Source organism: Shewanella marina JCM 15074 (genome assembly GCF_000614975.1).
GTDB lineage: Bacteria > Pseudomonadota > Gammaproteobacteria > Enterobacterales > Shewanellaceae > Shewanella > Shewanella marina.
On record NZ_BALM01000013.1, the window covers coordinates 33,893 to 57,127 of the forward strand.

Genomic DNA, 23,235 nt, shown 5'->3' on the forward strand with positions numbered 1-23,235 from the left:
TATTAATTACAATTCATCAAAATAACGTTCCACCATGGAACATTGTTCTGCAACGGTTTCAAGCTGATTAAAATCGGCTCGGAACTGACGCTGTTCAGTTTGGTTAAGGTACCAGCCGATATGCTTTCTAGCGATTCTAAGACCCTTATAGTCGCCATACAAAGCATATAATTTTGCGAGATGTTCTAGCATGATGACACGCTTTTCTTCTAACAAAATTGGGGCAAGCTTAGTGCCTGTTTCCAAGTAATGTTGGATTTCGCGAAAAATCCATGGTTGTCCTTGTGCGCCTCGTCCTATCATCACGGCATCAACCCTGTGTAATCCAGCACAAACCGTGCTTGTTCAGGTGTATTGATATCACCGTTGGCGACAACAGGTATCGAGATACTCTGTTTGATTGCTTTAATCGTGTCGTACTCGGCTTCGCCTTTGTACATGCATTGTCTGGTTCGGCCGTGGACGGCTAGGGCAACAATGCCACTCTCTTGGGCAATCTGGGCGATTTGAACACCATTCTTGTGCTCTGGGTCCCAACCCGTGCGAATCTTGAGCGTGACGGGGACATCAACTGCATTCACCACGGTTTGTAAGATCTCTCTTACCAGTTCTGGATTTTGCATTAACGCTGAACCCGCCAGCTTTTTATTCACTTTCTTTGCTGGACAGCCCATATTGATATCGATGATTTGCGCGCCTTGTTCTACATTGAACTTAGCGGCCTCAGCCATCAATTGTGGGTCTGCACCTGCAATTTGCACCGAACGTATGCCTTCTTCACCGGAGTGAGCCATACGTTGGCGACTTTTATCCGTATCCCAGACTTCTGGGTTACACGACAGCATCTCTGATACAGCCATAGCTGCGCCGTAGCGTAAACAGAGATTGCGAAAGGCCTGATCGGTGACACCTGCCATTGGTGCCACGATCAACTGGTTTTTCAGTTGGTAGGGGCCAATTTGCATGAAATCTCACCTTTGCTCTTCAAAGGGGCGCTATAGTACGCCTTTTTATCGCATCTGAAAAGGTTAATAAATAACCTAGGCAAAACTTTTTTTCTTGACATTCTCGACAGAAGAAGTCAGCGCTAGCGCAGCATGGCTGCGCTTTAGCGTTATTTACGCTTACCTGTCAAGCGTGTCCAATCTTCTTTGTGAACAGGTTCATCCATCACGAACCACTGCTCATAATGGGCTTTAATTTCTTCTGCTTGTTCACGTAGTAAACCAGAAAGGGCTAATAAACCGTTTGGTTGTACACGTTCTGCAATCAATGGCGCGAGTTCACGTAATGGACCCGCTAGAATATTAGCGACTAGCACTTCTGCTTGTAGCTGCTCTGGCTGATCTTCTGGTAGATATAGGGTTAGCTTATCTGCCACTTCATTGCGCTCTGCGTTCGCTTTTGAGGCATCAATTGCTTGGTAGTCGATATCAATACCAGTGACTTCTGCAGCGCCTAATTTAATTGCTGCTACGGCAAGAATGCCTGAGCCACAACCAAAGTCGATAACTGATTTATTTTGTAGATCTAAGCCGTCTAACCACTCTAAACATAATGCGGTAGTTGGGTGGGTACCTGTACCAAATGCTAGACCTGGATCGAGAATCACGTTGACGGCTTCTGGATGCGGAATTTCACGCCAGCTTGGGCAGATCCATAAACGCTCGCCAAATTGAATTGGGTGGAAGTTATCCATCCATTCGCGTACCCAGTCTTTGTCTTCAACTTGTTCAATTTTATAACTGAAATCTGCGCCTAAGAATGGCATATTTTGCAGCATTTCAACCGTTGGAGTCAGATCTGTGCCTGCATCAAACAGAGCAATAACCACGGTATGTTTCCATAGTGGTACTTCACCCAGTTTTGGTTCAAAGATTGGCGTATCTTGGCCATCTTCAAAAGTAATTGATAGTGAACCTTCATCCATCAGCAGGTCGCTAAGTAGCTCGGCGTGCTCGCTGTCGGTATCGATTCTTAATTGGATCCAAGGCATGGAATGTCTCTACTGGTGTAAAAATAATCGGCGAGTATACCACTGTCGATTATCAGTTTCAGCGGATTTTATTAGTAATATCGATTTAATGTTATTTTATTGAGGCTGGTCAATATTTAGGCAGTTTTGGCTTGTAAAAAAACCGCCAATATGGCGGTTTTTTGAACGCGATTTCTGAAACTTACTTAGAACGTTTCATCGCTGAGAAGAATTCATCATTGGTCTTAGTCATTGCTAAGCGATCGATAAGGAATTCCATTGCGCTCACTTCGTCCATTGGATTAAGAATCTTACGCAGGATCCACATCTTCTGTAGTTCATCTGGTGTCGTCAGTTTTTCTTCACGACGAGTACCTGAGCGGTTGAAGTCAATCGCTGGGAATACACGCTTTTCAGCTGCTTTACGAGATAAATGCAGTTCTTGGTTACCTGTACCTTTGAACTCTTCGTAAATGACTTCGTCCATCTTAGAACCAGTATCAACCAATGCTGTTGCGATAATGGTTAAGCTGCCGCCGTGTTCGATGTTACGTGCTGCACCAAAGAAACGCTTTGGACGGTGTAATGCGTTAGCATCAACACCACCGGTAAGTACTTTACCTGATGATGGAATAACGGTGTTGTATGCACGTGCTAGACGAGTAATAGAGTCTAATAGGATCACTACGTCTTTTTTATGCTCAACTAAACGCTTAGCTTTTTCGATGACCATTTCTGCCACTTGTACGTGACGGCTTGCTGGCTCATCGAAGGTTGAAGCAATGACTTCACCTTTTACTAGGCGTTGCATTTCGGTTACTTCTTCAGGACGTTCGTCAATCAGTAATACCATTAACACCACTTCTGGGTTGTTATTAGCAATACTTTGCGCAATGTTCTGTAATAATAGGGTTTTACCTGCTTTTGGTGGCGCAACAATCAAACCACGCTGACCTTTACCAATTGGTGAACATAGGTCAAGAATACGCGCGGTGATATCTTCTGTTGAACCGTTACCACGTTCCATACGGATACGTTCTTCTGCGTGAAGTGGGGTAAGGTTTTCAAATAGAATTTTAGTGCGGGAGTTTTCAGGCTTATCGAAGTTAACTTCGTTTACTTTTAGCAGTGCAAAATAACGCTCACCTTCTTTTGGCGGACGAATTTTACCAAAAATCGTATCACCGGTGCGCATATTAAAACGACGAATTTGGCTTGGTGAAACGTAGATATCGTCAGGACCTGCTAAATATGATCCATCTGAACTTCTTAAAAATCCAAAGCCATCTTGAAGGATTTCAAGTACGCCGCCGCCAAAAATATCTTCGCCACTTTTAGCATGAGATTTTAAGATGGAAAAAATAATGTCTTGTTTACGAGCACGGGCCATGTTTTCTAGCTTCATGCTTTCAGCTAGCGAGACTAAGTCAGATATCGACTTTTCTTTTAATTCAGTTAAGTTCATGTTGGTGGGTCTTTATTACGCGAGTGGGCTCAGCGCAGTCAATCTGCTTCGAGTGTATTTGAGTTTGATTGAACAACGAGAATGGGTTAATTACGAAATTGGTTATTAAACTAGCACTATCGAGTCTGTGCGTCCAGCAATTTAGGCTTGCCCAGCAAATTATTTTTAGTTTACTGGGCAAAGCTCAATAAATCTTATAATTGCTCGTCAAGAAATGCTTTAAGATCAGTCTTTGATAGCGCACCGACTTTAGTTGCCACTAATTCACCGCCTTTGATTACAAGCAGTGTAGGGATGCCACGTACACCAAATTTTGCTGGGGTAGCAGTGTTTTGGTCAACGTTCATTTTACCCACGATTAACTTGCCTTCATATTCGTCAGCAATATCGTCAAGAATTGGGGCGATCATTTTGCATGGACCACACCACTCAGCCCAGAAGTCTACCAATACTGGTAATTCTGACTTGAGTACGTCGTTTTCAAAGCTGTCATCGCTTAATTTGATAATTTTTTCGTTCATGATGTTCTCCGATTAAATGCCATTTATCATTAATAATGGCCTTCGCTATATCCCCAAATCACCTGAAGTCTACATCTTCAAGCCGCTAGGGTAAATATTGGGTCAAATTTATTGCTTTCAAGTTGATAAATTTAGTTGTCGCTATTTCAAACGATCGAGTATCTTATTAGTACCCCAACTGCTATGCTTGCGGCTATGAGCGAAACACATTTATCAAAACAGAAATTTGCCGATCTACCTCTACATTCAGAAGTAAAAGCGGCACTTACCGAGAACGGCTTTGAATATTGCACGCCTATTCAAGCGTTATCTCTTCCTATTCTACTTAGAAACAAAGATATTGCTGGTCAGGCGCAAACAGGGACTGGTAAAACTTTGGCGTTTTAGTGGCGACATTTGATCATTTATTGTCGACACCGATTCCTGAAGGTCGTCAACTTAATCAGCCTCGTGCGATTATTATGGCACCAACGCGTGAATTAGCGATTCAAATTGCTAAAGATGCACAATTACTGGCAAAACATACTCATCTTAAAGTGGGCATTGTTTATGGTGGTGAGCCGTATGAAAATCAATTAAAAGTCTTAGACAAAGGCATTGATATTCTTATTGGCACCACGGGTCGAATTATCGATTTTGTTCGCCAAGGGGTGATCAATTTAAGTTCGATTCAAGCGGTGGTTTTGGATGAAGCCGATCGTATGTTCGATCTTGGTTTTATTAAGGACATTCGCTTCTTATTCCGTCGTATGCCTCAGGCTAATCAGCGTTTAAATATGCTGTTTTCTGCGACATTATCAATGAAAGTGCAAGAGCTTGCTTATGATCATATGAATGATCCTGAAAAAGTAGAAATTGCGCCTAATGAAAAGACGTCTAAGAATATTAAAGAAGAGATCTTATATCCATCAAACGAAGACAAAATGCGTTTGCTATTGTCATTGATTGAGGAAGATTGGCCTGAAAAAGCGATTATTTTCGCTAACACTAAGCACAGCTGCGAAAATTTATGGGGCTGGTTGCAAGGTGATGGGCATCGTGTCGGATTGTTGACGGGTGATGTGCCGCAGAAGAAGCGTTTACGTATTCTTGAGCAGTTCACTCAAGGTGAGTTAGATTTCTTAGTGGCAACTGATGTTGCTGCGCGTGGTTTACATATTTCTGACGTATCTCATGTCTATAACTATGATTTACCTGATGATTGTGAAGATTATGTGCATCGTATTGGTCGTACTGGCCGAGCTGGTGCGAAGGGACGTTCAATCAGCTTTGCTTGTGAAGAATACGCATTAAACTTACCAGCAATTGAAACTTATATTGAGCATTCGATTCCAGTAACTCGTTATGATAGCGATGCACTATTGGATGATATTCCTGAGCCAGTTAAGATTCACCGTAAACCAACTAGCCATAATCGTAACCCAAAAGAAAGAAGCACGCGTCCAGGCCAACGCCCTGCGCGTCATGATCGAGCGCGTCGTCGCCCAGTGTAAATTATGACTCTATATGCTGCCATAACCTTAGGTTCTAATAGTTTTAATATGTTGGTTGCTCATACCCATGATGGCCAACCTAAAATTGTTGCTAAATATAAACGTAAAGTAAGATTAGCAGAGGGACTTCAAGCGGATGGCAGCTTGTCAGATGAAGCGATGCAACGGGGCTTAGATTGCCTACGCATGTTTGCCAAAATGCTAGGGAAAGAGGGGGTAAGTCATCAACATATTGCGATTATTGCTACGGCAACTTTGCGTAATATGAGCAATGCGGCTGAATTTAAGCAGCAGGCTAAATCGATTTTACATGCTGATATTGATGTCATTTGCGGCTTACGTGAAGCAGAGTTGATTTACCAAGGTATGGTGGCGACGACTGATGGTGATGGTCGCCGTTTAGTGATTGATATTGGTGGCGCGAGTACTGAATTTATTATCGGTGACGGTGATAAGTTGCTTTATAAGACTAGCTTAGAGATGGGCTGTGTCACTTTTAATCGACAATTTTTTGCCAAAAGTCCCTATAACCTAGACCAATTTGAGCAGGCTCATGATGCCGTTGCAAAGTGCTTAGCACCGCAACTTAAGTCACTTAAGCAGCTTGGTTGGCTGACTGTTGTTGGTGCCTCTGGCGCTGTTCAGTCTGTGATTGAACTATTGCAGCTACGTCAGCAAAGCGATGTTATTACCTTAGCGGTTTTGCAACAGTTACAAGCTGAAATTCTGCAGCAAACCGACGCTAGTCTAGTTGGTATTTCTCATTTAAGCGCAGAGCGAGCTCCTACATTTGTGGCTAGTGTTGCCATTTTATTAGCATTATTTCAGTTACTTAATATTAAGCAACTTGAGCTTTCTGGCGGCGCATTACGTGAAGGGGTGTTGCAGTTGTTAGCCCAGCGAATTGCTTAATGCTCTATAAGGCATCTAGATAAAAGCAAAAAGCACCTTAAAGGTGCTTTTTTTGTGTGGAACTATAACAATTACTTCAAAATCGCCACTAAATCTTGCTCTAATGATACTGCTGGTTTTTCGATAATTCGGCCGATCTCTTTACCGTCTTGATAAACGATAAAGGTTGGAATACGGGTAAATTCGTAAGCTTTGGCTAAACCATCAGGATCGGTTTTAGTACGATCAATCCCTATATATTTTACTGTGATATTTGGGTTATTGATGGTCTCGATTATCTTAATGAAACGTGGGGTTTCACGGTGACAATCAGGGCACCAAGTGCCAATAATGACTACGATTTCTGTTGGTGTCGTGATCGCTTTAAGTGGTGCAAGCGTCGCTTCATCAATTTTATAATCTTTTAGGCTTTCATCAAACCATGCTTCTTTTGCTAATGTTTCTGGGCTAATTAATCCGGTAATAATCACTTCTTTTTTCTCCGCCCCACATGTGGGTAAAAAACTGTTTGAGTCACTAAAGCTACAACCCGAAGATGCCATACTTTGACCACTAATGGCTAATGCCGTGAGTGTCAGTGCTACTTTGATAATTGATTTCATACATGCCTTTTATTGTTTTGTACATGGCTATACCAACAATTAATCACCTTATGCTAGGTGGGCAAAGGAGTTCTTGTATGAGCTGTGCTTAATGTCACAAAAAAAAGCCGCAATAATTGCGGCTTTAATTCTAGCAGAGGTTTAGTGAAGACTATTTATCTTCTTTTAACCACTGTGCTACGCGCTTAGCAAAGTAAGTTAATACGCCGTTAGCACCAGCGCGTTTAAAGCATAATAGTGATTCCATCACGATGGCTTTTTCAGCCAACCAACCGTTTTCAATCGCCGCCATATGCATAGCATATTCACCACTCACTTGGTAAGCGTATGTTGGCACTGCAAGTTCTGTTTTAACGCGATGCACGATATCTAGGTATGGCATACCTGGTTTTACCATCACCATATCTGCACCTTCTTGAATATCAAGAGCAACTTCATGTAGTGCTTCATCGCTATTGGCTGGATCCATTTGGTAGCTGTGCTTGTTGCCACCTTTAATGTTGCCTGCAGAGCCAACTGCATCACGGAATGGACCATAATAGTTTGAAGAGTACTTAGCTGAGTAGGCCATGATTAGAGTATTAACATAACCCGCTTCTTCTAATGCTTCACGGATTGCGCCAATACGGCCATCCATCATATCTGATGGTGCAATTACATCTGCGCCAGCTTCAGCATGCGATAGCGCCTGCTTCACTAAAATTTCAGTAGTGATGTCGTTCATGATATAGCCGGTATCATCAATAATGCCGTCTTGACCATGGGTAGTAAAAGGGTCAAGAGCCACATCAGTCATTACACCTAGCTCTGGGAATTCACGCTTTAACTCTCGTACTGCACGTTGTACTAGTGCATCAGGGTTATAAGCTTCTTCGGCCATTAATGTTTTCTTTTCCGCAGGTGTCACTGGGAATAGGGCAATCATTGGAATGCCTAAATCAACTAATTCTTGTGCTTCTTTTAATAGCAGATCAATTGAGTAGCGTTCAACGCCTGGCATTGATGCAACTTGCTCAGTACGATTATTACCTTCAAGTACAAACATTGGGTAGATGAGGTCGTTAACTGATAATTGATTCTCAGCCATTAAACGACGACTAAAGTCATGTTTGCGCATGCGACGCATTCTGCGTTGTGGGAAGGCACTAGTAATAATATTCACTTTAAACTCCTAAAACTTATTGCGTCTCTATTGCGGGTGAATAGAGGCAAACTTGGTTGCGACCTAATCGTTTGGCTCGATATAGGGCTTTATCTGCTTGGTCTAATAATTTATGCGGCTGACAAGTGTCTTGTATAATGGCCACGCTGACCCCAATACTGACCGTAATATTTAACTTATGTTCCTGCCAAGGAATAGATAAATGTTCAATTGCTTGACGAATTTTTTCTGCAACAGATAAAGCGCCATCGGTATCAGTATTTGGCAAAATAATAACAAACTCTTCGCCGCCAAAACGTGATAAATGATCAGAAGGTCGTTTTAAGTGCTTGGCAATGTTGCGAGCTAATTGAATTAAGACCTCGTCACCGGCTAGGTGACCATGGGTGTCGTTAACTTGTTTGAACTCATCAATGTCTAAAATAAGTAAAGCCAGACTCGCTTGATAGCGGCGGCTCAGTTTACTTTGATAGAGTAAGGTTTCGTCAAAGGATACTCTATTATTGACGCCAGTTAAGGCATCTGATGTCGATAACTCAACCAATTTGGTATTGGCAATACTAAGTTCTTTAAGGGTTTTTTCTAGCTTGATTGTGCGCTCATGTACCATGCGCTCTAAGCGATCATGACTGATATTCTTTAGATATAACGCCTCATCTTTAGCGATTTTTATCTGTTCGGCTTGGTGTAAGGCATCTTGTTGCATTTGCTGTTTCTGTTGACGCTCATCGTTAAAACGTACCGCAAGAATAAATCCCATAATGAGAATTTCGAACGTTAAGCCGATCATTATCGGCATTTGTGGCTGCATCTGACTATTTGCTATGCCAGTGTAAAGTGCACCAGACCAACATGTACCGACTAATAAACAGCCCCAAGCGATTGCAAATAACTTCGCCATTTTGTGTTGTTTAGCACCTTGAACCGTGGCGATGAATGTCATGGTAATGGCCACAATAATGGCCATAAACATATTGGTAAATAGGGCATGGGTATAACTAATAAATTGGCTCATTATGCCAATGAGGATCATTGTGAACGTTAATCCTTTGCACGTCTTTGACAGCTTAATCGAGTCATTTTTGAGACGTAATACTTGCTCTGTAAACATTAGCGCTAATGCCAAAATAACAGGGATAAGTACAGGCATAATCAACTGTTGGACTTGCGGTAATTGTGGCCATAAAAAACGAAATGCATAACCATTTAAACTCGCGGCTAACAAGGTAATGGTAAATACATAGCAAGAGTAATAGATATAGCTTTTAGAGCGAGACAATATGGCAATTAACACAGTGAAAATACTGATAATAATGAGGCCACCTAACTGTAAACCATCAATTAAAGCCTGTAACTCTAGCCGTTCTGATAGCTGTTTAAGATTTACAACATGAATGGGGAGATTTAAGTTACCACTCGATGAGACTTGCAGATAAAAGGTTTGAATTTGATCATCACGATAAAAAGGCACGATAAAGTTGGTACTGGCAATGGGTCTGGCACTGAAAGGGATATTGTCGCCTAATTTCACTGTTTGGGTGACTTTACCCTGCTGAACTTGATAAACCGTAATATGATCAAGCAGTGGATTATTAATTAATATTGCTTGTTGATCTGCGGCTGAAGTGGATACGGGCAAGGTGAGTTTAAGCCATACGGTTTTATCATCAATGATTTGACGATCTTTCGCTGTCATTAATCGCCAGTGTTGACTGGTTATCGCCTGTTGAATCGTGCTTATTGTGCTGCTATTTATCTCTATTATATGGCTGAGCTCTTGCTCTGAATGGGCGAATGCAACCCTAGCATTAATGACTAGTGACAGGATCGCGAGGCTAACAAAGCAAATATATTTCATGCAATCACACTGTTAAATATTAAAAAATGTTTGGGTATTTAGTTGGCATTGGTTAGCAAATACCTCGAGTGGTTCTCCACGTAAATCTGCAATATATTGAGCAATATAGGGTAAATAGCTTGGTTTATTTTTGCTTGATTTGGGTTTTGGTCGCATGCTTCTAGGTAAGAGGTAAGGGCTATCAGTTTCAATCATTATTTTATCGGCAGGCATGGTTTTAACCAACTCAGCTAAGGTTTGGCCACGGCGTTCATCGCAAACCCAGCCTGTGATACCTAAATGTAAACCCAATTCAAGATAACGTTCCATATGCGCCTGTTCACCAGTAAAGCAATGCAATACGGCATTACTTAAGTCTGCACGAAACTCTTTTAAGATGTCGTAAAAATCTTGATGAGCATCGCGTTCATGCATATACACAGGCAGCTGAGTTTCAACTGCAAGCTGTAATTGCTCGCTAAATGCTTTTCTTTGATCGGCTCTTGGCGAGAAATCCCGATTGTAATCTAAGCCGCATTCACCAACAGCTACAACTGATGCGTGTTGTAATAAGCTGGCTAATTGTTGTTTACTTTGAGGCTGCCATTGACTGGCATGGTGCGGATGTACACCAGCAGTCGCGTAAAGTTGATTTGGGTACTGCTGGCAAATATCAATAACATGCTGGCTCTCGGTGAGATCACTACCAATGATGATCATTTGCGACACTCCAACGGCAGCCGCACCATCAATAATTGATTGGTAGTTTTGCTCTAAATCACTGCCAATTAAATTAACAGCGATATCTGTATACGTTAAATTCATTATTCTACGCGCTTAACCCTAATGGTGGTATTACGGCCGTCTATACCTAATAAAAATGACCCTAAAGCTGCTCTTTCGATGTAAACCTTATCACCTGACTTTAAGCGGAAACTACGGGTATCAGTTTGCTTCCATACTTGACCATTTTCAAAGTAAAGTCGCAGTGCACCATAAGGATTTTTGTTTACTTTACTGATTGTCAGTTCAATCTTATCTACTTTTTCAATCGGTTTAGGTATCACGCCAAAGGTGTTTTCTGGCTTGCTTGCTACAACGGCAGGTGGAGTCGCCACGATTGTTGCTTGAGCTTGTGGGTTAACTTGTTGAGCATCAGCTAAGTTGTCATAACAGACTAATCTTTCTAGCTTATCGTTAATCTGCCGACAATCTTGTAATGAGTTTATCGGTGATGCCGCATGGGTACTAGTTGAAAGTAAAATAAGGCTGGCAGAGAACCAAGATAATCGCATTAACAAATTCCTTATGTGTTTTGCTTATTTTTAAAATAGGTCGTCTCTGATTTATATAATAAAAAAGCGGGTTAGCAAACTATATTCAGCCAATATTATGTCGATAATTATTATCGACAACTGGCATGAGAATATTTGCAATCCCGCTTTAAGTATTTAAACCAACAAGTTAGCACTAAAAATTATTGATTAGCTTGATGCTCATCTTTTTGCTGTTCATTGTCTTGTTGTTCGTCGTCTTCTTCTTCATCATCTGCTGACTTGCTATAAAACGAGCCGCCAACAAACCACCTTCAAATAAGATCAACATAGGTATAGCGAGCATGGTTTGAGACAGTACATCTGGCGGTGTTAATAGCATACCGACCACGAATGCACCAACCACAATATATGGTCGCTTGGCTTTTAAATCATCAGGTGTAGTGACACCTGCCCAGCACAATAAAATTACTGCGATAGGGATTTCAAAAGCTAAACCAAATGCAAAAAACAGTTTTAAAATAAAGCTTAAGTAACTACTGATATCTGTTGCGACTTCAACACCTTCTGGCGCTGCGTTAGCAAAGAAACCAAATACAATAGGGAATACCACATAGTAGGCAAATGCAATACCAAGATAAAACAGTAAAGTACTGCTCACCAGTAGTGGCATAACTAAGCGTTTTTCATGCTTGTAAAGTCCCGGCGCGATAAATGACCAAATTTGGTATAGCACGTAAGGAATAGCAATAAAAAATGCTAATACTAAGGTTAATTTAAACGGGGCAAAGAAAGGCGCCGCGACATCCGTTGCAATCATGCTGCTATGTGCTGGCATGGCTTGCATTAATGGTGTTGCTACATAGTGGTAAATATCTTTAGCCCAGTAAACTAAGCTGATAAATACAATTAGTACACTTGCGATTGCTTTAAGCAGCTTAGTGCGTAGCTCAAGCAAGTGACCAATAAGCGGTTGCTGTTGCGACATGGATTACCTGTTAACTTTTAGTGTCTGAATTAGACGTCGTCTGGTTTGATGAGTCTTGAGGTTTAGTAACCTTTGGTGAATCACTCGCAGAAGGAATGTCTGAAACATCATATGGACGATTAACAGATTGAGCTGCTTGTTTTAGCTGATCAATCGATTCTTGTAACTCGGGCGACAAATTAGATAAGCCTTTGTTTTCGGCTTTCTTTAAGTCATTGTGTAACTCTTCTAGCTTGAGTTCCTGCTCGAGTTCATCTTTTACTGAGTTGGCCATGCGTTTCATCGCGCGGATCCAACCTGTAATGGAGCGGACTGCGGTAGGTAATCTTTCGGGGCCGAGTACAACCAGCCCCAAAATACCGATCAACAGTAGCTCTGAAAAGCCAATACCGTCGAACATATGGATTTACGCCTGTTCTTTAGACTCTGGCTTCTTTTCAGGAGCCGCTTGTGCTGTTTGCTCAGCTTTAACAGGCTGCGCTGTTTGAGCAGTTGCAGTTGTTGCTTGAGCTGTAGATTCTGGTGCAGAAGTGGCCGCAGCGTCTTTTTCTTCGATGGCTTTTTTCTCATCTTCAGTAGACATTGCGCTCTTAAATCCTTTTATTGCACCACCTAGGTCACCACCTAGCGAACGAAGCTTTTTAGTTCCGAATAACAAAACTACGATTAAAGCAATAATTAGAAGTTGCCAAATACTAATACCACCCATGCAGGTATCCTCATAAAGATTGATAGTAGGTTCTTGTTATATTATGAACCTATAAAAGTTTAGTGCTAGCTAAAGTGTACGGTTTTTTGGTCTAGATCGCCATCCCATTAGCCATACCGCTGCGCCAAGTATTATACAGGCACAAGCGCCCGATAGTGTAACCTGCTGGTTGAATAAAATTGTGCCACAGATCAACAAAATCGCCGAAGTTATCAGCAAAAAGTTACTCTTATGCAATTTTCTTTGATGAATTAGGTATTTATCAAGTAACTTTTGTTGCTGAGTTAATAAAGATTTACCTAATTTTAAATTGTCATAAACGAGTTCTGGTAGCTCAGGGATTTTATCTGCCCAGCTTGGTAGCTGTTGCTTAATCTGGTTAAACATATGTTTAACGCCGATTTGCTCATCCATCCACTGTTCTAAGAATGGTTTTGCGGTTTGCCATAAATCAAGTTGTGGATATAGTTGACGGCCTAACCCCTCGATGTAAAGCAATGTTTTTTCAAGTAAAACGAGTTGTGGCTGCACTACGATTTCAAATTCGCGTGCGGTTTTGAACAGTTCTAATAGCAACAATCCGAATGAAATTTCAGATAGCGGCTTATTAAACATGGGTTCACACACTTGCTTGATCGCTTGCTCAAAAGCGTACTTATCAGTGCTATCAGTGACCCAACCGGATTCAATATAAAGCTGAGCAATACGTTGATAATCACGATTAAAGAAAGCTAAGAAGTTCTCTGCAAGATAGCGTTGATCTTCTTTAGTGAGACTGCCCATAATACCGCAATCCAAGCCGATATATTGTGGGTTATCTGGTTGCTCTGTCGATACAAAAATATTGCCAGGATGCATATCAGCATGAAAGAAGTTATCTCTAAATACCTGAGTAAAAAAGACTTGTACGCCACGCTCAGCTAATAGCTTTAAATCTGTGCCTTGGGCATTTAATGCATCAATATCTGATACTGGAATGCCATAAATGCGTTCCATCACCATTAGCCGTTGTGAGCATAAGTCTTGGTAAACCGCGGGTATATACAATGCTTCTGAATCGGCAAAATTTTGCTTTAATTTGATGGCGTTAGCCGCTTCTTTATTTAAGTCTAGCTCACCTAGGATGGTATGCCTGTAATCTGCGATAACTTCTGGTGCGCGTAAGCGGTTATCACTGCCAAGGAGTGAGTCAACGATATTGGCTAACTTTTTCATCAACTGCAAATCAGCATGAATTTGCGCTTCAATATTTGGTCTAAGCACCTTTAAGACAACATCTGCCCCAGTACTTTTTAAATTTGCACTGTGAACTTGAGCAATTGAGGCTGATGCTAATGGCTGTTCGTCAAAGTTATCGAATAGAGACTCAATAGGGGCTTGAAGGGCGGTTTCAATTTCTTGGCGTGCAAGTTTGCCATCAAAAGAGGGCACTTTATCTTGCAGCATGGCTAATTGCATTGCCCACTCGTCATTGAGTAAGTCGCGGCGAGTTGAGAGCATTTGCCCAAGCTTGATATAAATGGGCCCCAGTTGTTGCAGTGCCAGTTTAAGTCGCTCACCTGCTGGTTTATCTTTATGCTGGTTGCGGATCCAGAATAAACTATGACGTAGCAGTTTTAAGTACCAAGGGGCGACATTACTGGGAATCAGATCATCTAAACCGTATTGCAAAGCCGTTTTAAGTACTTGATAACCTCTGCTGATACTGCTTTTTGTCATGTGTTAACCTTGTGTTCCAACTGTTGTATGCGCACCGCCAAAGCATCAATGTCTTGGTTTATAAGTTCAATGTTATCGGTAAAATTAATCATCTCAAGCTTATGTGGTGCTAATCGGTATTCTTGGGTAGTCAATTGGCTAAAATGTCGTTCTGTTTGCCGACCTATTTGTTGTAGACGTTGTTTGCCTCGTAGCAGCTGTTGGCTGAACATATGCGCTGGCGCATCGCCGATGACTTGTGCCAGTGGTTCAATAATATCAACGTCTAAATGCTGCAGATAATGGCTAAAATTTTGTAAAACTGATAAATCACCTTCAATTTGTAATTTATCTTGTTTGATTAATTGGGTGAGGTTTTCACCTTCTGTCAGCGAATATAGATGCTGCAAGTCGGTACTTACAGCACAATTTGATTCGCCTTTATAATGACTTAGCACTTGAATACGTGAGCTTAGAATCAGATAAATAGGCCAATCAAGCTGGCGTAATTGTATTGCAATCACTTGCCCTTTGAGACTGGTGGGTAATTCGTTATCTGGTTGGCTGTATTGCTGGGCTTTAGCAAATGCAAGCTCCAGCATTGAACATAATCCGAGTGCCAAGTGATTGACTTGCATTAGAACTTGTATCCGCGGTGTAGCGCTACAATACCATCGGTCATATTGGTGTAATCAACTTGCTCAAAGCCTGCATCACACATCATTTGCTTTAAGGTTTCTTGATCTGGATGCATACGAATTGATTCAGCTAAGTATTCATAGCTGTCTGCATCATCTGTAATCATTTGTCCCATTTTTGGCAAAATCTTGAAGCTATATGTGTCGTATATTTTACGCATCACTTCATGTTGAGGCTTAGAAAACTCTAATACTAACAGTTTTCCGCCTGGCTTTAGTACACGTTGCATTGAGCGCAATGCTGCATCTTTATCGGTCACATTACGTAGACCAAAAGCGATAGTAATAATATCAAAGTAATTGTCTGGGAATGGCAGCGCTTCTGCGTTAGCTTGCACATAATTAACATTACCTACAATGCCTCGGTCGCGTAATTTTGCTCGACCTACTTTTAACATTGAGTCGTTAATATCTGCTAATACTACTTTACCAGTTGGACCGACAAGATCTGAAAATTTAGCGGTTAAATCGCCAGTACCGCCTGCTAGGTCTAGCACATGCATACCTGGGCGAGGGGCTGCTGTTTCAATGGTAAAGCGTTTCCAAAAACGATGAATGCCAAATGACATTACATCATTCATGATGTCGTATTTAGCCGCAACAGAGTGGAAAACGTCGGCAACCAGATCGGCTTTCTGCTCAGTTTCTACTGTTTTATAACCAAAATGGGTACTCTTTGGTGCGCCTTCTGACATTTCTTATTCCTATTAAAATATTGACTGTGGTAGTTTAAGCTATCCAATTTATACGCAGAATCACTAATTGATTAGTCTGTGATCAAGTTTAAATACTGCGCGTTAATGGGCGATTTATCCATGCTTATGTCAGCGGGCATTAGAGCATAAAACTGTCCATTTATACAACGATCCTCACGTACATGAGTATTAGCTAAATTTAAATAAGCTGCGGCTTAATATATGCATAAATTAATTCGCTAATACTTTGACCTACTTCACGAATTCCGATACTTGAGCTGACGTTATGGCAACTTGGTGCTGCTTCTGTGACATGGAGATAGTTTGGTTGGCAATGATGTGCAAAAAAATGAATATAACGTGCAGCATCAATCAATGGCACCCCTGCTACTGTAATAGCGCTTGCTGGCATGTTGTTAATAGCATCAACATCGAGTTCAATACCAAATGGTAAGTCATCTTCAGCGAACTTTGATAATGCTTGTTGGCAAGCTTGATTGAGTGTGAGTTCTTGTCTAACCCATATTTGTTGGAAGGTATGCCAACTGGCACCAAATCGATTGAGTTGCTCAAGACTGGCTTGCGAGTTTTTAAGTTCATGTAAGCCCAAAACATGATATTGCTTAAGATAGCCTTCTGTTGCCGCATAACTAAAGCCATTGCCGCTATGGCGGCCTTCTAATGGTCTAAAGTCACAATGTGGGTCAAGGTTGATCGCCGCTATGCCACTGTGTTTTGTTTCACTTAGGGCTTTGATAATGCCATAAGCATTGTTATGGCCACCGCCTATGGCAATTAATTGCATACCTTGCTTGAATACTTCGCTGACTAACGGGATCACTGCTTGATCAAATTCAGCCGTTGCCCTGCGTAGTGATTCAATATCTGATGAAGAGGGGATATCTTGTTGCAGTTCGCCTAATACCATAGTGCAGCTAGCATCAAAGAAATCATTCGCTTGTAGATTGAGCCATTGTTGCATAGCCGCTGTAAATGCACCTGTTGCACCCGCACGGCCATAATTAGCTTGCGGTCCAACATCATCACTTAATCCCACGATAACGAACTTAACACCTGCTTGTTGCGCTTGCTGTAGGTTTGCGGCTATTGATAATTGTGTTTGTGGGTATTGAATTGCTTGGCCGAGTTTACGTTCACCTTCACGTGGGTGAATCAGTTGCTTGGCAGCTGTATCGGTAAAATAGTGAAATTGAGCCATAAAGTCTGCATGATAATAAAATGTTTCGCTATTGTTGCTAATTATCATGGTTTGGGCAATAAAAAAGCCAGCTAAATGCTGGCTTTAATGGATAACAATCGCTTATTCAATATCTAATGGTTCAGGGGAAAGAATAACGCCGGTGTTATCAGCATAGATATGATCGCCCGGTAGGAAGGTGACACCGCCAAAATTCACAGGCACTTCAACTTCACCAATACCATTACCATCTGCTCCTACGGGAATAGAGGCAAGCGCTTGAATGCCTATATCTATTTCCTCTAGCGTATCTACATCACGGACACTGCCATAGACAATAATGCCTTCCCAGTTGTTATTTGCTGCAATTTCGGCAATTGATGCATCAACTAGTGCACGTCTCAGTGAACCACCACCATCAACCAGTAGTACCTTGCCTTCGCCATCTTCTTGAAGGACTTCAGCAATTAGACCATTGTCTTCAAAACACTTGATTGTGCTGATAGAGCCACCAAATGAGTTACAACCACCATAGTTACTGAACATAGGTTCCACAACGTCAACGACATCTAGATACATGTCACACAGTTCTGAGGTGTTGTATTCCATAAATTCACTCCTGTAGATCCGCGTTGTACAGGGAGCAGTACAAACTAGCGGTTTAATTCCAGTATATAAGGGATTTTTAAAAAGAAAAGCGTTATCAATCACGCAATTGAGTGAATTTTATGCAGATGATGTAGATGTTATTGATTTTTACAGTATTAGTTAATGTTTGTCATGTTTGTATTTAAATATCTTTATTTATCGTTATTTGTTACATAATCTAAACATAATATAAGCAGATCAATTAAGATCGTTTTTTATTTGAGAGGCATCTATGAGTGAGATTAATAGTATTGAAATTATAGGATATTTAGCCTCGGTGATGGTGGCTATTTCATTGATGATGAAGGATATTATTTGGCTACGTTGGCTTAATTTTGTGGGTTGTAGCTTGTTTGTCATTTATGGAATAGGCATTACGGCTTGGCCCGTGGCAGGCATGAATGCATTTGTGGCTGGTATCAATATTTATCATTTAATCAAAATATATAACCAGCCCAAATCAGCTGATTAGCTATAAGATATATTCATGGCAATCAGTGGTTCGCGGCTCGCTTTAGCGGCGCGTAATTTTGCGAGATATTGTTCAAACAATTCAGCTTGGTTAGTGCATAAATCATAGAGGATTTTCCATGAATATAGACCTGTATTATGACCATCATCAAATACGATTTTTACTGCATAACGACCAACCGGCTCTAGCGCAGTAATATTAACGTTCTTTTTATGGGTCACTAATACCGGATTGCCATGACCGTGTACTTCTGCTGATGGTGAATATACGCGTAGCATCTCGCAGCTGATGGCATGGGTTTCACCATTATCAAAGGTGACTTCAAGTAAGCGTGATTTACGCTTCAGTTTAAGGCCAGTAACATTGGGTGTATTGACAGTCATAACTTTTCTCAAAATCCATAAAAAAGGGCAGGATAACCTGCCCTTAAGTATATACCCAAGCAACCTCAGGTATAGTTTGTTTTTACAGAATGAAGCGACTTAGATCTTCATCTTGTACAAGCGTGTCTAAATGGTCATTGACATACTTAGCATCAATGATGAAGCTTTCACCTGATTTATCAGAAGCATCATAAGAGATCTCTTCCATCAGTTTTTCCATCACAGTATGTAAACGTCGAGCACCAATATTTTCGGTACGCTCGTTTACTTGCCATGCTGCTTCTGCAATACGCTCAATGCCAGATTCTGCAAACTCAACCTTAACGCCTTCAGTTGCCATTAATGCAGCATACTGTTCAGTTAGTGATGCGTGTGGCTCAACCAAAATCCGCTTAAAGTCGTTGGCTGAAAGTGCTTCTAATTCAACACGAATTGGTAAACGACCTTGTAATTCAGGAATTAAATCAGAAGGCTTTGCCATCTGGAATGCACCAGATGCAATAAACAGAATATGGTCGGTTTTAACCATACCATGTTTAGTGTTAATGGTAGAACCTTCAACTAAAGGTAGTAGATCGCGCTGAACACCTTCGCGTGATACGTCTGGGCCTGAGCTGTCGCCACGCTTACAGATCTTATCAATCTCATCTAAGAACACGATACCGTGTTGTTCAACTAGCTCAATAGCTTGTTGTTTTAGATCTTCTTGGTTCACTAACTTAGCCGCTTCTTCTTCAATCAGCTGCTTAAAGGCATCTTTGATTTTAAGCTTACGACGCTTAGTTGCGCCTTGTCCCATATTTTGGAACATGCTTTGTAGCTGTGAAGTCATCTCTTCCATACCTGGAGGTGACATGATTTCAATACCAGCTTGTGGCTCAGCAATATCAATTTCGATCTCTTTATCGTCTAATTGACCTTCACGTAATTTTTTACGGAATACTTGGCGAGTACCTGAATCAGTTTTAGTTTCAGTCTCCCAATCATTTTTAGGCTTAGGTAAAAGTGCATCTAGAATACGCTCTTCAGCATTTTCTTCGGCGCGGAATTTACACTTAGCCATTTGCTCTTCACGAGTCAGTTTGATTGCGACTTCAGTGAGATCGCGAATGATTTGGTCAACTTCTTTACCCACATAACCCACTTCAGTGAATTTAGTCGCTTCAACCTTAATAAAAGGTGCTTTAGCTAATTTGGCAAGACGACGGGCAATCTCTGTTTTACCAACACCTGTTGGACCAATCATTAGAATGTTTTTTGGTGTGACTTCTTGACGTAATGCAGCATCAAGTTGCATACGACGCCAGCGGTTACGCAGTGCTATTGCAACTGAGCGCTTGGCATTGTGTTGACCAATGATATGGGCATCAAGTTCGTGAACAATTTCACGTGGTGTCATTTCAGACATATTATTTCCTCTCTCGAAAAATTAATATTTTAATTCTTCGATCGTTTTGAATTGGTTAGTAAACACGCAGATATTACCCGCAATCGTTAATGATTTTTCAGCAATCTCTAGCTGATAAGTCGGTGTTTTCTAATAGTGCAATGGCTGCAGATTGAGCAAAATTACCACCTGAACCAATCGCAATTAGGTCATTTTCAGGTTGAACTACGTCACCATTACCAGTAATGATGAGAGAGCTTTCAGAATCTGCAACGGCAAGTAGTGCTTCTAACTTGCGTAGCATGCGGTCGGTACGCCAATCTTTGGCTAACTCAACAGCAGCTTTCATTAAATGGCCTTGATGCATTTCTAATTTTGCTTCAAAGCGCTCGAATAAGGTGAAGGCATCGGCGGTACCACCGGCAAAACCGGCTAATACTTGATTATGGTATAAGCGACGTACTTTTTTAGCATTACCTTTCATTACGGTATTGCCTAATGAGACTTGGCCGTCTCCTGCGATAACAACTTGATTATTGCGGCGTACTGATACGATTGTGGTCACGATAGATCCTCTTACTTTTGCCGATGAGACAAACTCAATTATCGGGCTAATGAAAGGGATATGGGGGTAGAAAAAGTAAATATCAAGAAAAAGGCGACAATTTTATCAATTGTCGCCTTAATATTAGCTAATACATTATGCAATCGTGGTTAGGTTAGCCTTCCCAGAACCAGATTTGGCAACCGTTCATACCAGCAGCTTGAAGCTTATGGCGTTCACGTTCAGCAAGACGTTTGCGTTCGTAAGGTCCCAGCACGACTTTAAACCAAGAGCCCTGATGTCTTATTTGTGCGCTTAACCCTTGGAAAGCGATGATCGCTTTCATTTCTTCAGCCTGTGATTTCACTTTAAATGAACCACATTGCATCTGATATGGACGCGTTGGCTTAGTATCTTTAGGTAAGTCGATTTCAACCTTTTTATTTTCTAAGGTTTCCAAATAAGTCCATTCTTCTTTGGGCTTAGGTGGTAGTGCATTTGGATCTTTCTTTACTACGGGCTGAACCACTTTCACTTCAGGTACGGCAACAGGCTCTGGTGTGGCACTTTTTAGGTGCCACAAAAAATAACCAAAACCTACGACAATAACAGTGACGGCGATTGCCAATATTATCGGGAAGCGCTTCGGTGCTGCAGTCGCTTTACGCGATGTAGTACGCGCCTTCCCGCTTTTTCGTGGTTTGCGGTTAGCGTAATCACGATTACTCATTATTACATACGCTCTAAGGTTTCAATGCCTAATAAGGTTAGACCTTGTTTTAGGGTCTTAGCGGTAAGTTTTGCTAATAATAAGCGGCTAAGTTTCTGCTCTTCGGTTTCTGCTGCTAGTACTGGACAAGCTTCATAGAAGCTAGAGAAGGCACCGGCTAACTCGAATAAATATGCACAAAGCACATGCGGTTGGCCTTTAGCAACCATACGGTTAACTGTTTCACCAAACTGCGCTAATTTACTGCCTAACTCTTTCTCTTTGTCATGCTCAAGTACAATTTTTGCATTCGATAAATCAATATCTGCAGCACGCTTGAAGATGCCTGCAACACGAGTGTATGCATAAAGTAAGTAAGGCGCTGTATTACCTTCAAAGCTCAGCATTTGCTCGAAGCTGAAGATATAATCGCTAGCACGGTTCTTAGATAAATCAGCGTACTTAACAGAAGCAATACCTACCACTTTTGCAATGCTTTCAAGTTCAGCTTCATCCATATCTGGATTCTTACTGCGTACAAGTTCAGTTGCACGTACCACTGCTTCATCTAATAGATCAACCAGCTTAACTACACCACCGCTACGGGTTTTAAATGGACGGCCATCTTCACCGTTCATGGTACCGAAGCCTAAGTGTTCTAGGCTCATCTCTTTGCTTACAAAGTTAGCCGTTTTAGCGAGATTAAATACTTGTTGGAAATGCAGTGCTTGGCGTAAATCAACAAAGTAAAGTACACGGTCAGCGTGTAATATATTTGAACGGTAACGCATGGCTGCTAAGTCAGTTGTGGCATATAAATAGCCGCCATCTGCTTTTTGAATAATAACCGGTAAAGGCTCGCCTTCTTTGGTTTTAAATTCGTTTTGGAAAACCACTTTTGCGCCATTACTTTCTGACAGCAAACCGAGTTTGTCTAAGTCAGTAACAACTTGTGGTAAATCATCGTTATATGAACTTTCACCACGAATATCTGCGCGAGTCATGCTCACACCTAAACGCTGGTAAATATCGTAACAATGGTTTAATGAAATATTATTAAACTCTTGCCATAGTTTATGGCAGTACTCATCACCTGATTGTAGTTCTACTACTAGCTGACGTGCGCGAGTAGCAAAATCTGCAGATTCGTCAAAACGCAATTTTGCTGCACGGTAGAAGCCTTCTAAATCAGCAAGTTCTAAATGTGCTTTGTCTTGATGTTGAGCGCGTAGCTCTTCCATATAGGCAAGCAACATACCAAACTGAGTACCCCAGTCGCCTACGTGGTTTTGACGAATAACATTGTGACCTAAAAACTCCAGCGCGCGGGCAGCGCTGTCACCGATGATAGTTGAACGTAGGTGACCTACGTGCATCTCTTTAGCAAGGTTAGGCGAAGAGTAATCAACAACGATAGTTTGTTGTTGTGGTAATTGAATGCCTAAATGCTCATCTTCTAGCGCAACTTGTAGTTGGCTCGCAAGAGCATTGTCATCAATAAAGAAGTTGATAAATCCTGGACCTGCAATTTCGACTTTTGCAACATGAGATGACTCAGGTAAGTTGTCGATAATTAATTGCGCCAAATCTCTTGGCTTCATTCCCGCGGCCTTAGTTAGCATCATTGCTAAGTTGGTCGCCAGATCTCCATGTGATTTATCTTTGGTTCGATCGACTTGGATTCGTGCTGTAAAATCTGCAGGGATGATGCCCTGTTGTTTAAGGGAATCAAGGGTTTGTTCTAGCAAAGATTGAATATGTGATTTCATTGGCGTTTTATCTGATACTAACTGAAAGAAAACTGTACGTAATAACAGCATATTTTAACGCTTTAACGGCCTAAATAGCTATCTTCTGAATAAATT

21 protein-coding genes and 4 pseudogenes are annotated in these 23,235 nt (G+C 41.3%); 3 read left to right on the forward strand and 22 right to left on the reverse strand.

Features of this window, described 5'->3' with window-relative positions:
• Positions 1-6: 6 nt before the first annotated feature.
• From dusB to trxA, 4 genes and pseudogenes are all read right to left on the reverse strand, one after another.
• Positions 7-965 (reverse strand): annotated as a pseudogene (dusB, locus tag JCM15074_RS21900) (tRNA dihydrouridine synthase DusB).
• Positions 966-1,114: 149 nt separating this feature from the next.
• On the reverse strand, positions 1,115-1,996 hold the full coding sequence (gene prmA / locus JCM15074_RS11230; RefSeq protein WP_025821288.1) for a 50S ribosomal protein L11 methyltransferase: 882 nt from the start codon (positions 1,994-1,996) through the stop codon (positions 1,115-1,117).
• A 181-nt stretch (positions 1,997-2,177) separates the two neighbouring features.
• Positions 2,178-3,440: a transcription termination factor Rho gene (gene rho / locus JCM15074_RS11235; protein WP_025821289.1), complete on the reverse strand. Its 1,263-nt coding sequence runs from the start codon at positions 3,438-3,440 to the stop codon at positions 2,178-2,180.
• Positions 3,441-3,634: 194 nt separating this feature from the next.
• Positions 3,635-3,961 carry a thioredoxin TrxA gene (gene trxA / locus JCM15074_RS11240; protein WP_025821290.1) on the reverse strand — a complete coding sequence of 109 codons (327 nt, stop codon included), beginning with the start codon at positions 3,959-3,961 and terminating at the stop codon, positions 3,635-3,637.
• A 195-nt stretch (positions 3,962-4,156) separates the two neighbouring features.
• Between trxA and rhlB the strand changes: the two are divergent.
• Together rhlB and JCM15074_RS11250 are read left to right on the forward strand one after the other, a co-directional pair.
• Positions 4,157-5,454, forward strand: a pseudogene (gene rhlB, locus JCM15074_RS21905) (ATP-dependent RNA helicase RhlB).
• A 3-nt stretch (positions 5,455-5,457) separates the two neighbouring features.
• Entirely contained in the window at positions 5,458-6,366 is a 909-nt protein-coding gene (locus tag JCM15074_RS11250; protein ID WP_148300781.1) for a Ppx/GppA phosphatase family protein, read from the forward strand.
• 71 nt (positions 6,367-6,437) lie between these two features.
• On the opposite strand, the gene JCM15074_RS11255 is transcribed toward JCM15074_RS11250, so the two are convergent.
• The 13 genes and pseudogenes from JCM15074_RS11255 to rraA all read right to left on the reverse strand — a co-directional run bounded on the left by JCM15074_RS11255 (position 6,438) and on the right by rraA (position 17,836).
• Positions 6,438-6,968: a thioredoxin family protein gene (locus JCM15074_RS11255; RefSeq protein WP_025821292.1), complete on the reverse strand. Its 531-nt coding sequence runs from the start codon at positions 6,966-6,968 to the stop codon at positions 6,438-6,440.
• Between the two features lie 151 nt (positions 6,969-7,119).
• On the reverse strand, positions 7,120-8,130 hold the full coding sequence (gene hemB / locus JCM15074_RS11260; protein ID WP_025821293.1) for a porphobilinogen synthase: 1,011 nt from the start codon (positions 8,128-8,130) through the stop codon (positions 7,120-7,122).
• Positions 8,131-8,146: 16 nt separating this feature from the next.
• A complete protein-coding gene (locus tag JCM15074_RS11265) occupies positions 8,147-9,988 on the reverse strand; it encodes a sensor domain-containing diguanylate cyclase (RefSeq protein ID WP_025821294.1) in 1,842 nt (613 codons plus the stop codon).
• A 12-nt stretch (positions 9,989-10,000) separates the two neighbouring features.
• Positions 10,001-10,792, reverse strand: a complete 792-nt coding sequence (locus JCM15074_RS11270; protein WP_025821295.1) for a TatD family hydrolase — start codon at positions 10,790-10,792, stop codon at positions 10,001-10,003.
• Positions 10,792-11,262 carry a hypothetical protein gene (locus JCM15074_RS11275; RefSeq protein WP_025821296.1) on the reverse strand — a complete coding sequence of 157 codons (471 nt, stop codon included), beginning with the start codon at positions 11,260-11,262 and terminating at the stop codon, positions 10,792-10,794. Before JCM15074_RS11275 ends, JCM15074_RS11270 begins: the two co-directional genes overlap by 1 nt.
• Positions 11,263-11,444: 182 nt before the next feature.
• Positions 11,445-12,229, reverse strand: a pseudogene (gene tatC / locus JCM15074_RS21910) (twin-arginine translocase subunit TatC).
• A gap of 10 nt (positions 12,230-12,239) precedes the next feature.
• Positions 12,240-12,629, reverse strand: a complete 390-nt coding sequence (tatB, locus tag JCM15074_RS11285; RefSeq protein ID WP_025821297.1) for a Sec-independent protein translocase protein TatB — start codon at positions 12,627-12,629, stop codon at positions 12,240-12,242.
• Between the two features lie 6 nt (positions 12,630-12,635).
• A complete protein-coding gene (gene tatA, locus JCM15074_RS11290; RefSeq protein ID WP_025821298.1) occupies positions 12,636-12,938 on the reverse strand; it encodes a twin-arginine translocase TatA/TatE family subunit in 303 nt (100 codons plus the stop codon).
• Positions 12,939-13,007: 69 nt separating this feature from the next.
• On the reverse strand, positions 13,008-14,657 hold the full coding sequence (gene ubiB, locus JCM15074_RS11295; RefSeq protein WP_025821299.1) for a ubiquinone biosynthesis regulatory protein kinase UbiB: 1,650 nt from the start codon (positions 14,655-14,657) through the stop codon (positions 13,008-13,010).
• Entirely contained in the window at positions 14,654-15,274 is a 621-nt protein-coding gene (locus JCM15074_RS11300) for a ubiquinone biosynthesis accessory factor UbiJ (RefSeq protein ID WP_025821300.1), read from the reverse strand. Before JCM15074_RS11300 ends, ubiB begins: the two co-directional genes overlap by 4 nt.
• Complete coding sequence (gene ubiE, locus JCM15074_RS11305) at positions 15,274-16,029, reverse strand: bifunctional demethylmenaquinone methyltransferase/2-methoxy-6-polyprenyl-1,4-benzoquinol methylase UbiE (RefSeq protein WP_025821301.1); 756 nt, start codon at positions 16,027-16,029, stop codon at positions 15,274-15,276. Before ubiE ends, JCM15074_RS11300 begins: the two co-directional genes overlap by 1 nt.
• A gap of 199 nt (positions 16,030-16,228) precedes the next feature.
• Positions 16,229-17,248 carry an arginase family protein gene (locus JCM15074_RS11310; protein ID WP_025821302.1) on the reverse strand — a complete coding sequence of 340 codons (1,020 nt, stop codon included), beginning with the start codon at positions 17,246-17,248 and terminating at the stop codon, positions 16,229-16,231.
• A 102-nt stretch (positions 17,249-17,350) separates the two neighbouring features.
• A complete protein-coding gene (rraA, locus tag JCM15074_RS11315) occupies positions 17,351-17,836 on the reverse strand; it encodes a ribonuclease E activity regulator RraA (protein WP_025821303.1) in 486 nt (161 codons plus the stop codon).
• Positions 17,837-18,107: 271 nt separating this feature from the next.
• Here rraA and JCM15074_RS11320 point away from each other — a divergent pair, with 271 nt between their 5' ends.
• Complete coding sequence (locus JCM15074_RS11320) at positions 18,108-18,347, forward strand: YgjV family protein (RefSeq protein ID WP_025821304.1); 240 nt, start codon at positions 18,108-18,110, stop codon at positions 18,345-18,347.
• Here JCM15074_RS11320 and JCM15074_RS11325 read toward each other — a convergent pair.
• From JCM15074_RS11325 to argS, 5 genes and pseudogenes are all read right to left on the reverse strand, one after another.
• The gene (locus JCM15074_RS11325; RefSeq protein WP_025821305.1) at positions 18,344-18,730 is read right to left on the reverse strand and encodes a gamma-butyrobetaine hydroxylase family protein; all 387 of its coding nucleotides are present in this window, start codon (positions 18,728-18,730) and stop codon (positions 18,344-18,346) included. The genes JCM15074_RS11320 and JCM15074_RS11325 overlap by 4 nt on opposite strands.
• 82 nt (positions 18,731-18,812) lie before the next feature.
• Positions 18,813-20,138 carry an ATP-dependent protease ATPase subunit HslU gene (gene hslU / locus JCM15074_RS11330; RefSeq protein WP_025821306.1) on the reverse strand — a complete coding sequence of 442 codons (1,326 nt, stop codon included), beginning with the start codon at positions 20,136-20,138 and terminating at the stop codon, positions 18,813-18,815.
• Positions 20,139-20,159: 21 nt separating this feature from the next.
• Positions 20,160-20,682 (reverse strand): annotated as a pseudogene (gene hslV, locus JCM15074_RS21915) (ATP-dependent protease subunit HslV).
• A gap of 154 nt (positions 20,683-20,836) precedes the next feature.
• The gene (locus JCM15074_RS11340; RefSeq protein WP_025821307.1) at positions 20,837-21,391 is read right to left on the reverse strand and encodes an SPOR domain-containing protein; all 555 of its coding nucleotides are present in this window, start codon (positions 21,389-21,391) and stop codon (positions 20,837-20,839) included.
• 2 nt (positions 21,392-21,393) lie between these two features.
• Complete coding sequence (gene argS, locus JCM15074_RS11345; protein ID WP_025821308.1) at positions 21,394-23,139, reverse strand: arginine--tRNA ligase; 1,746 nt, start codon at positions 23,137-23,139, stop codon at positions 21,394-21,396.
• Positions 23,140-23,235: the final 96 nt, after the last annotated feature.

What these genes read in the sequence shown, in the direction of transcription:
- prmA (WP_025821288.1), bottom strand. Translation starts at nt 1,996, where the DNA reads ATGCCTTGGATCCAATTAAGAATCGATACCGACAGCGAGCACGCCGAG.
- rho (WP_025821289.1), bottom strand. Translation starts at nt 3,440, where the DNA reads ATGAACTTAACTGAATTAAAAGAAAAGTCGATATCTGACTTAGTCTCG.
- trxA (WP_025821290.1), bottom strand. Translation starts at nt 3,961, where the DNA reads ATGAACGAAAAAATTATCAAATTAAGCGATGACAGCTTTGAAAACGAC.
- JCM15074_RS11250 (WP_148300781.1), top strand. Translation starts at nt 5,458, where the DNA reads ATGACTCTATATGCTGCCATAACCTTAGGTTCTAATAGTTTTAATATG.
- JCM15074_RS11255 (WP_025821292.1), bottom strand. Translation starts at nt 6,968, where the DNA reads ATGAAATCAATTATCAAAGTAGCACTGACACTCACGGCATTAGCCATT.
- JCM15074_RS11265 (WP_025821294.1), bottom strand. Translation starts at nt 9,988, where the DNA reads ATGAAATATATTTGCTTTGTTAGCCTCGCGATCCTGTCACTAGTCATT.
- JCM15074_RS11270 (WP_025821295.1), bottom strand. Translation starts at nt 10,792, where the DNA reads ATGAATTTAACGTATACAGATATCGCTGTTAATTTAATTGGCAGTGAT.
- JCM15074_RS11275 (WP_025821296.1), bottom strand. Translation starts at nt 11,262, where the DNA reads ATGCGATTATCTTGGTTCTCTGCCAGCCTTATTTTACTTTCAACTAGT.
- tatB (WP_025821297.1), bottom strand. Translation starts at nt 12,629, where the DNA reads ATGTTCGACGGTATTGGCTTTTCAGAGCTACTGTTGATCGGTATTTTG.
- tatA (WP_025821298.1), bottom strand. Translation starts at nt 12,938, where the DNA reads ATGGGTGGTATTAGTATTTGGCAACTTCTAATTATTGCTTTAATCGTA.
- ubiB (WP_025821299.1), bottom strand. Translation starts at nt 14,657, where the DNA reads ATGACAAAAAGCAGTATCAGCAGAGGTTATCAAGTACTTAAAACGGCT.
- JCM15074_RS11300 (WP_025821300.1), bottom strand. Translation starts at nt 15,274, where the DNA reads ATGCAAGTCAATCACTTGGCACTCGGATTATGTTCAATGCTGGAGCTT.
- ubiE (WP_025821301.1), bottom strand. Translation starts at nt 16,029, where the DNA reads ATGTCAGAAGGCGCACCAAAGAGTACCCATTTTGGTTATAAAACAGTA.
- JCM15074_RS11310 (WP_025821302.1), bottom strand. Translation starts at nt 17,248, where the DNA reads ATGGCTCAATTTCACTATTTTACCGATACAGCTGCCAAGCAACTGATT.
- rraA (WP_025821303.1), bottom strand. Translation starts at nt 17,836, where the DNA reads ATGGAATACAACACCTCAGAACTGTGTGACATGTATCTAGATGTCGTT.
- JCM15074_RS11320 (WP_025821304.1), top strand. Translation starts at nt 18,108, where the DNA reads ATGAGTGAGATTAATAGTATTGAAATTATAGGATATTTAGCCTCGGTG.
- JCM15074_RS11325 (WP_025821305.1), bottom strand. Translation starts at nt 18,730, where the DNA reads ATGACTGTCAATACACCCAATGTTACTGGCCTTAAACTGAAGCGTAAA.
- hslU (WP_025821306.1), bottom strand. Translation starts at nt 20,138, where the DNA reads ATGTCTGAAATGACACCACGTGAAATTGTTCACGAACTTGATGCCCAT.
- JCM15074_RS11340 (WP_025821307.1), bottom strand. Translation starts at nt 21,391, where the DNA reads ATGAGTAATCGTGATTACGCTAACCGCAAACCACGAAAAAGCGGGAAG.
- argS (WP_025821308.1), bottom strand. Translation starts at nt 23,139, where the DNA reads ATGAAATCACATATTCAATCTTTGCTAGAACAAACCCTTGATTCCCTT.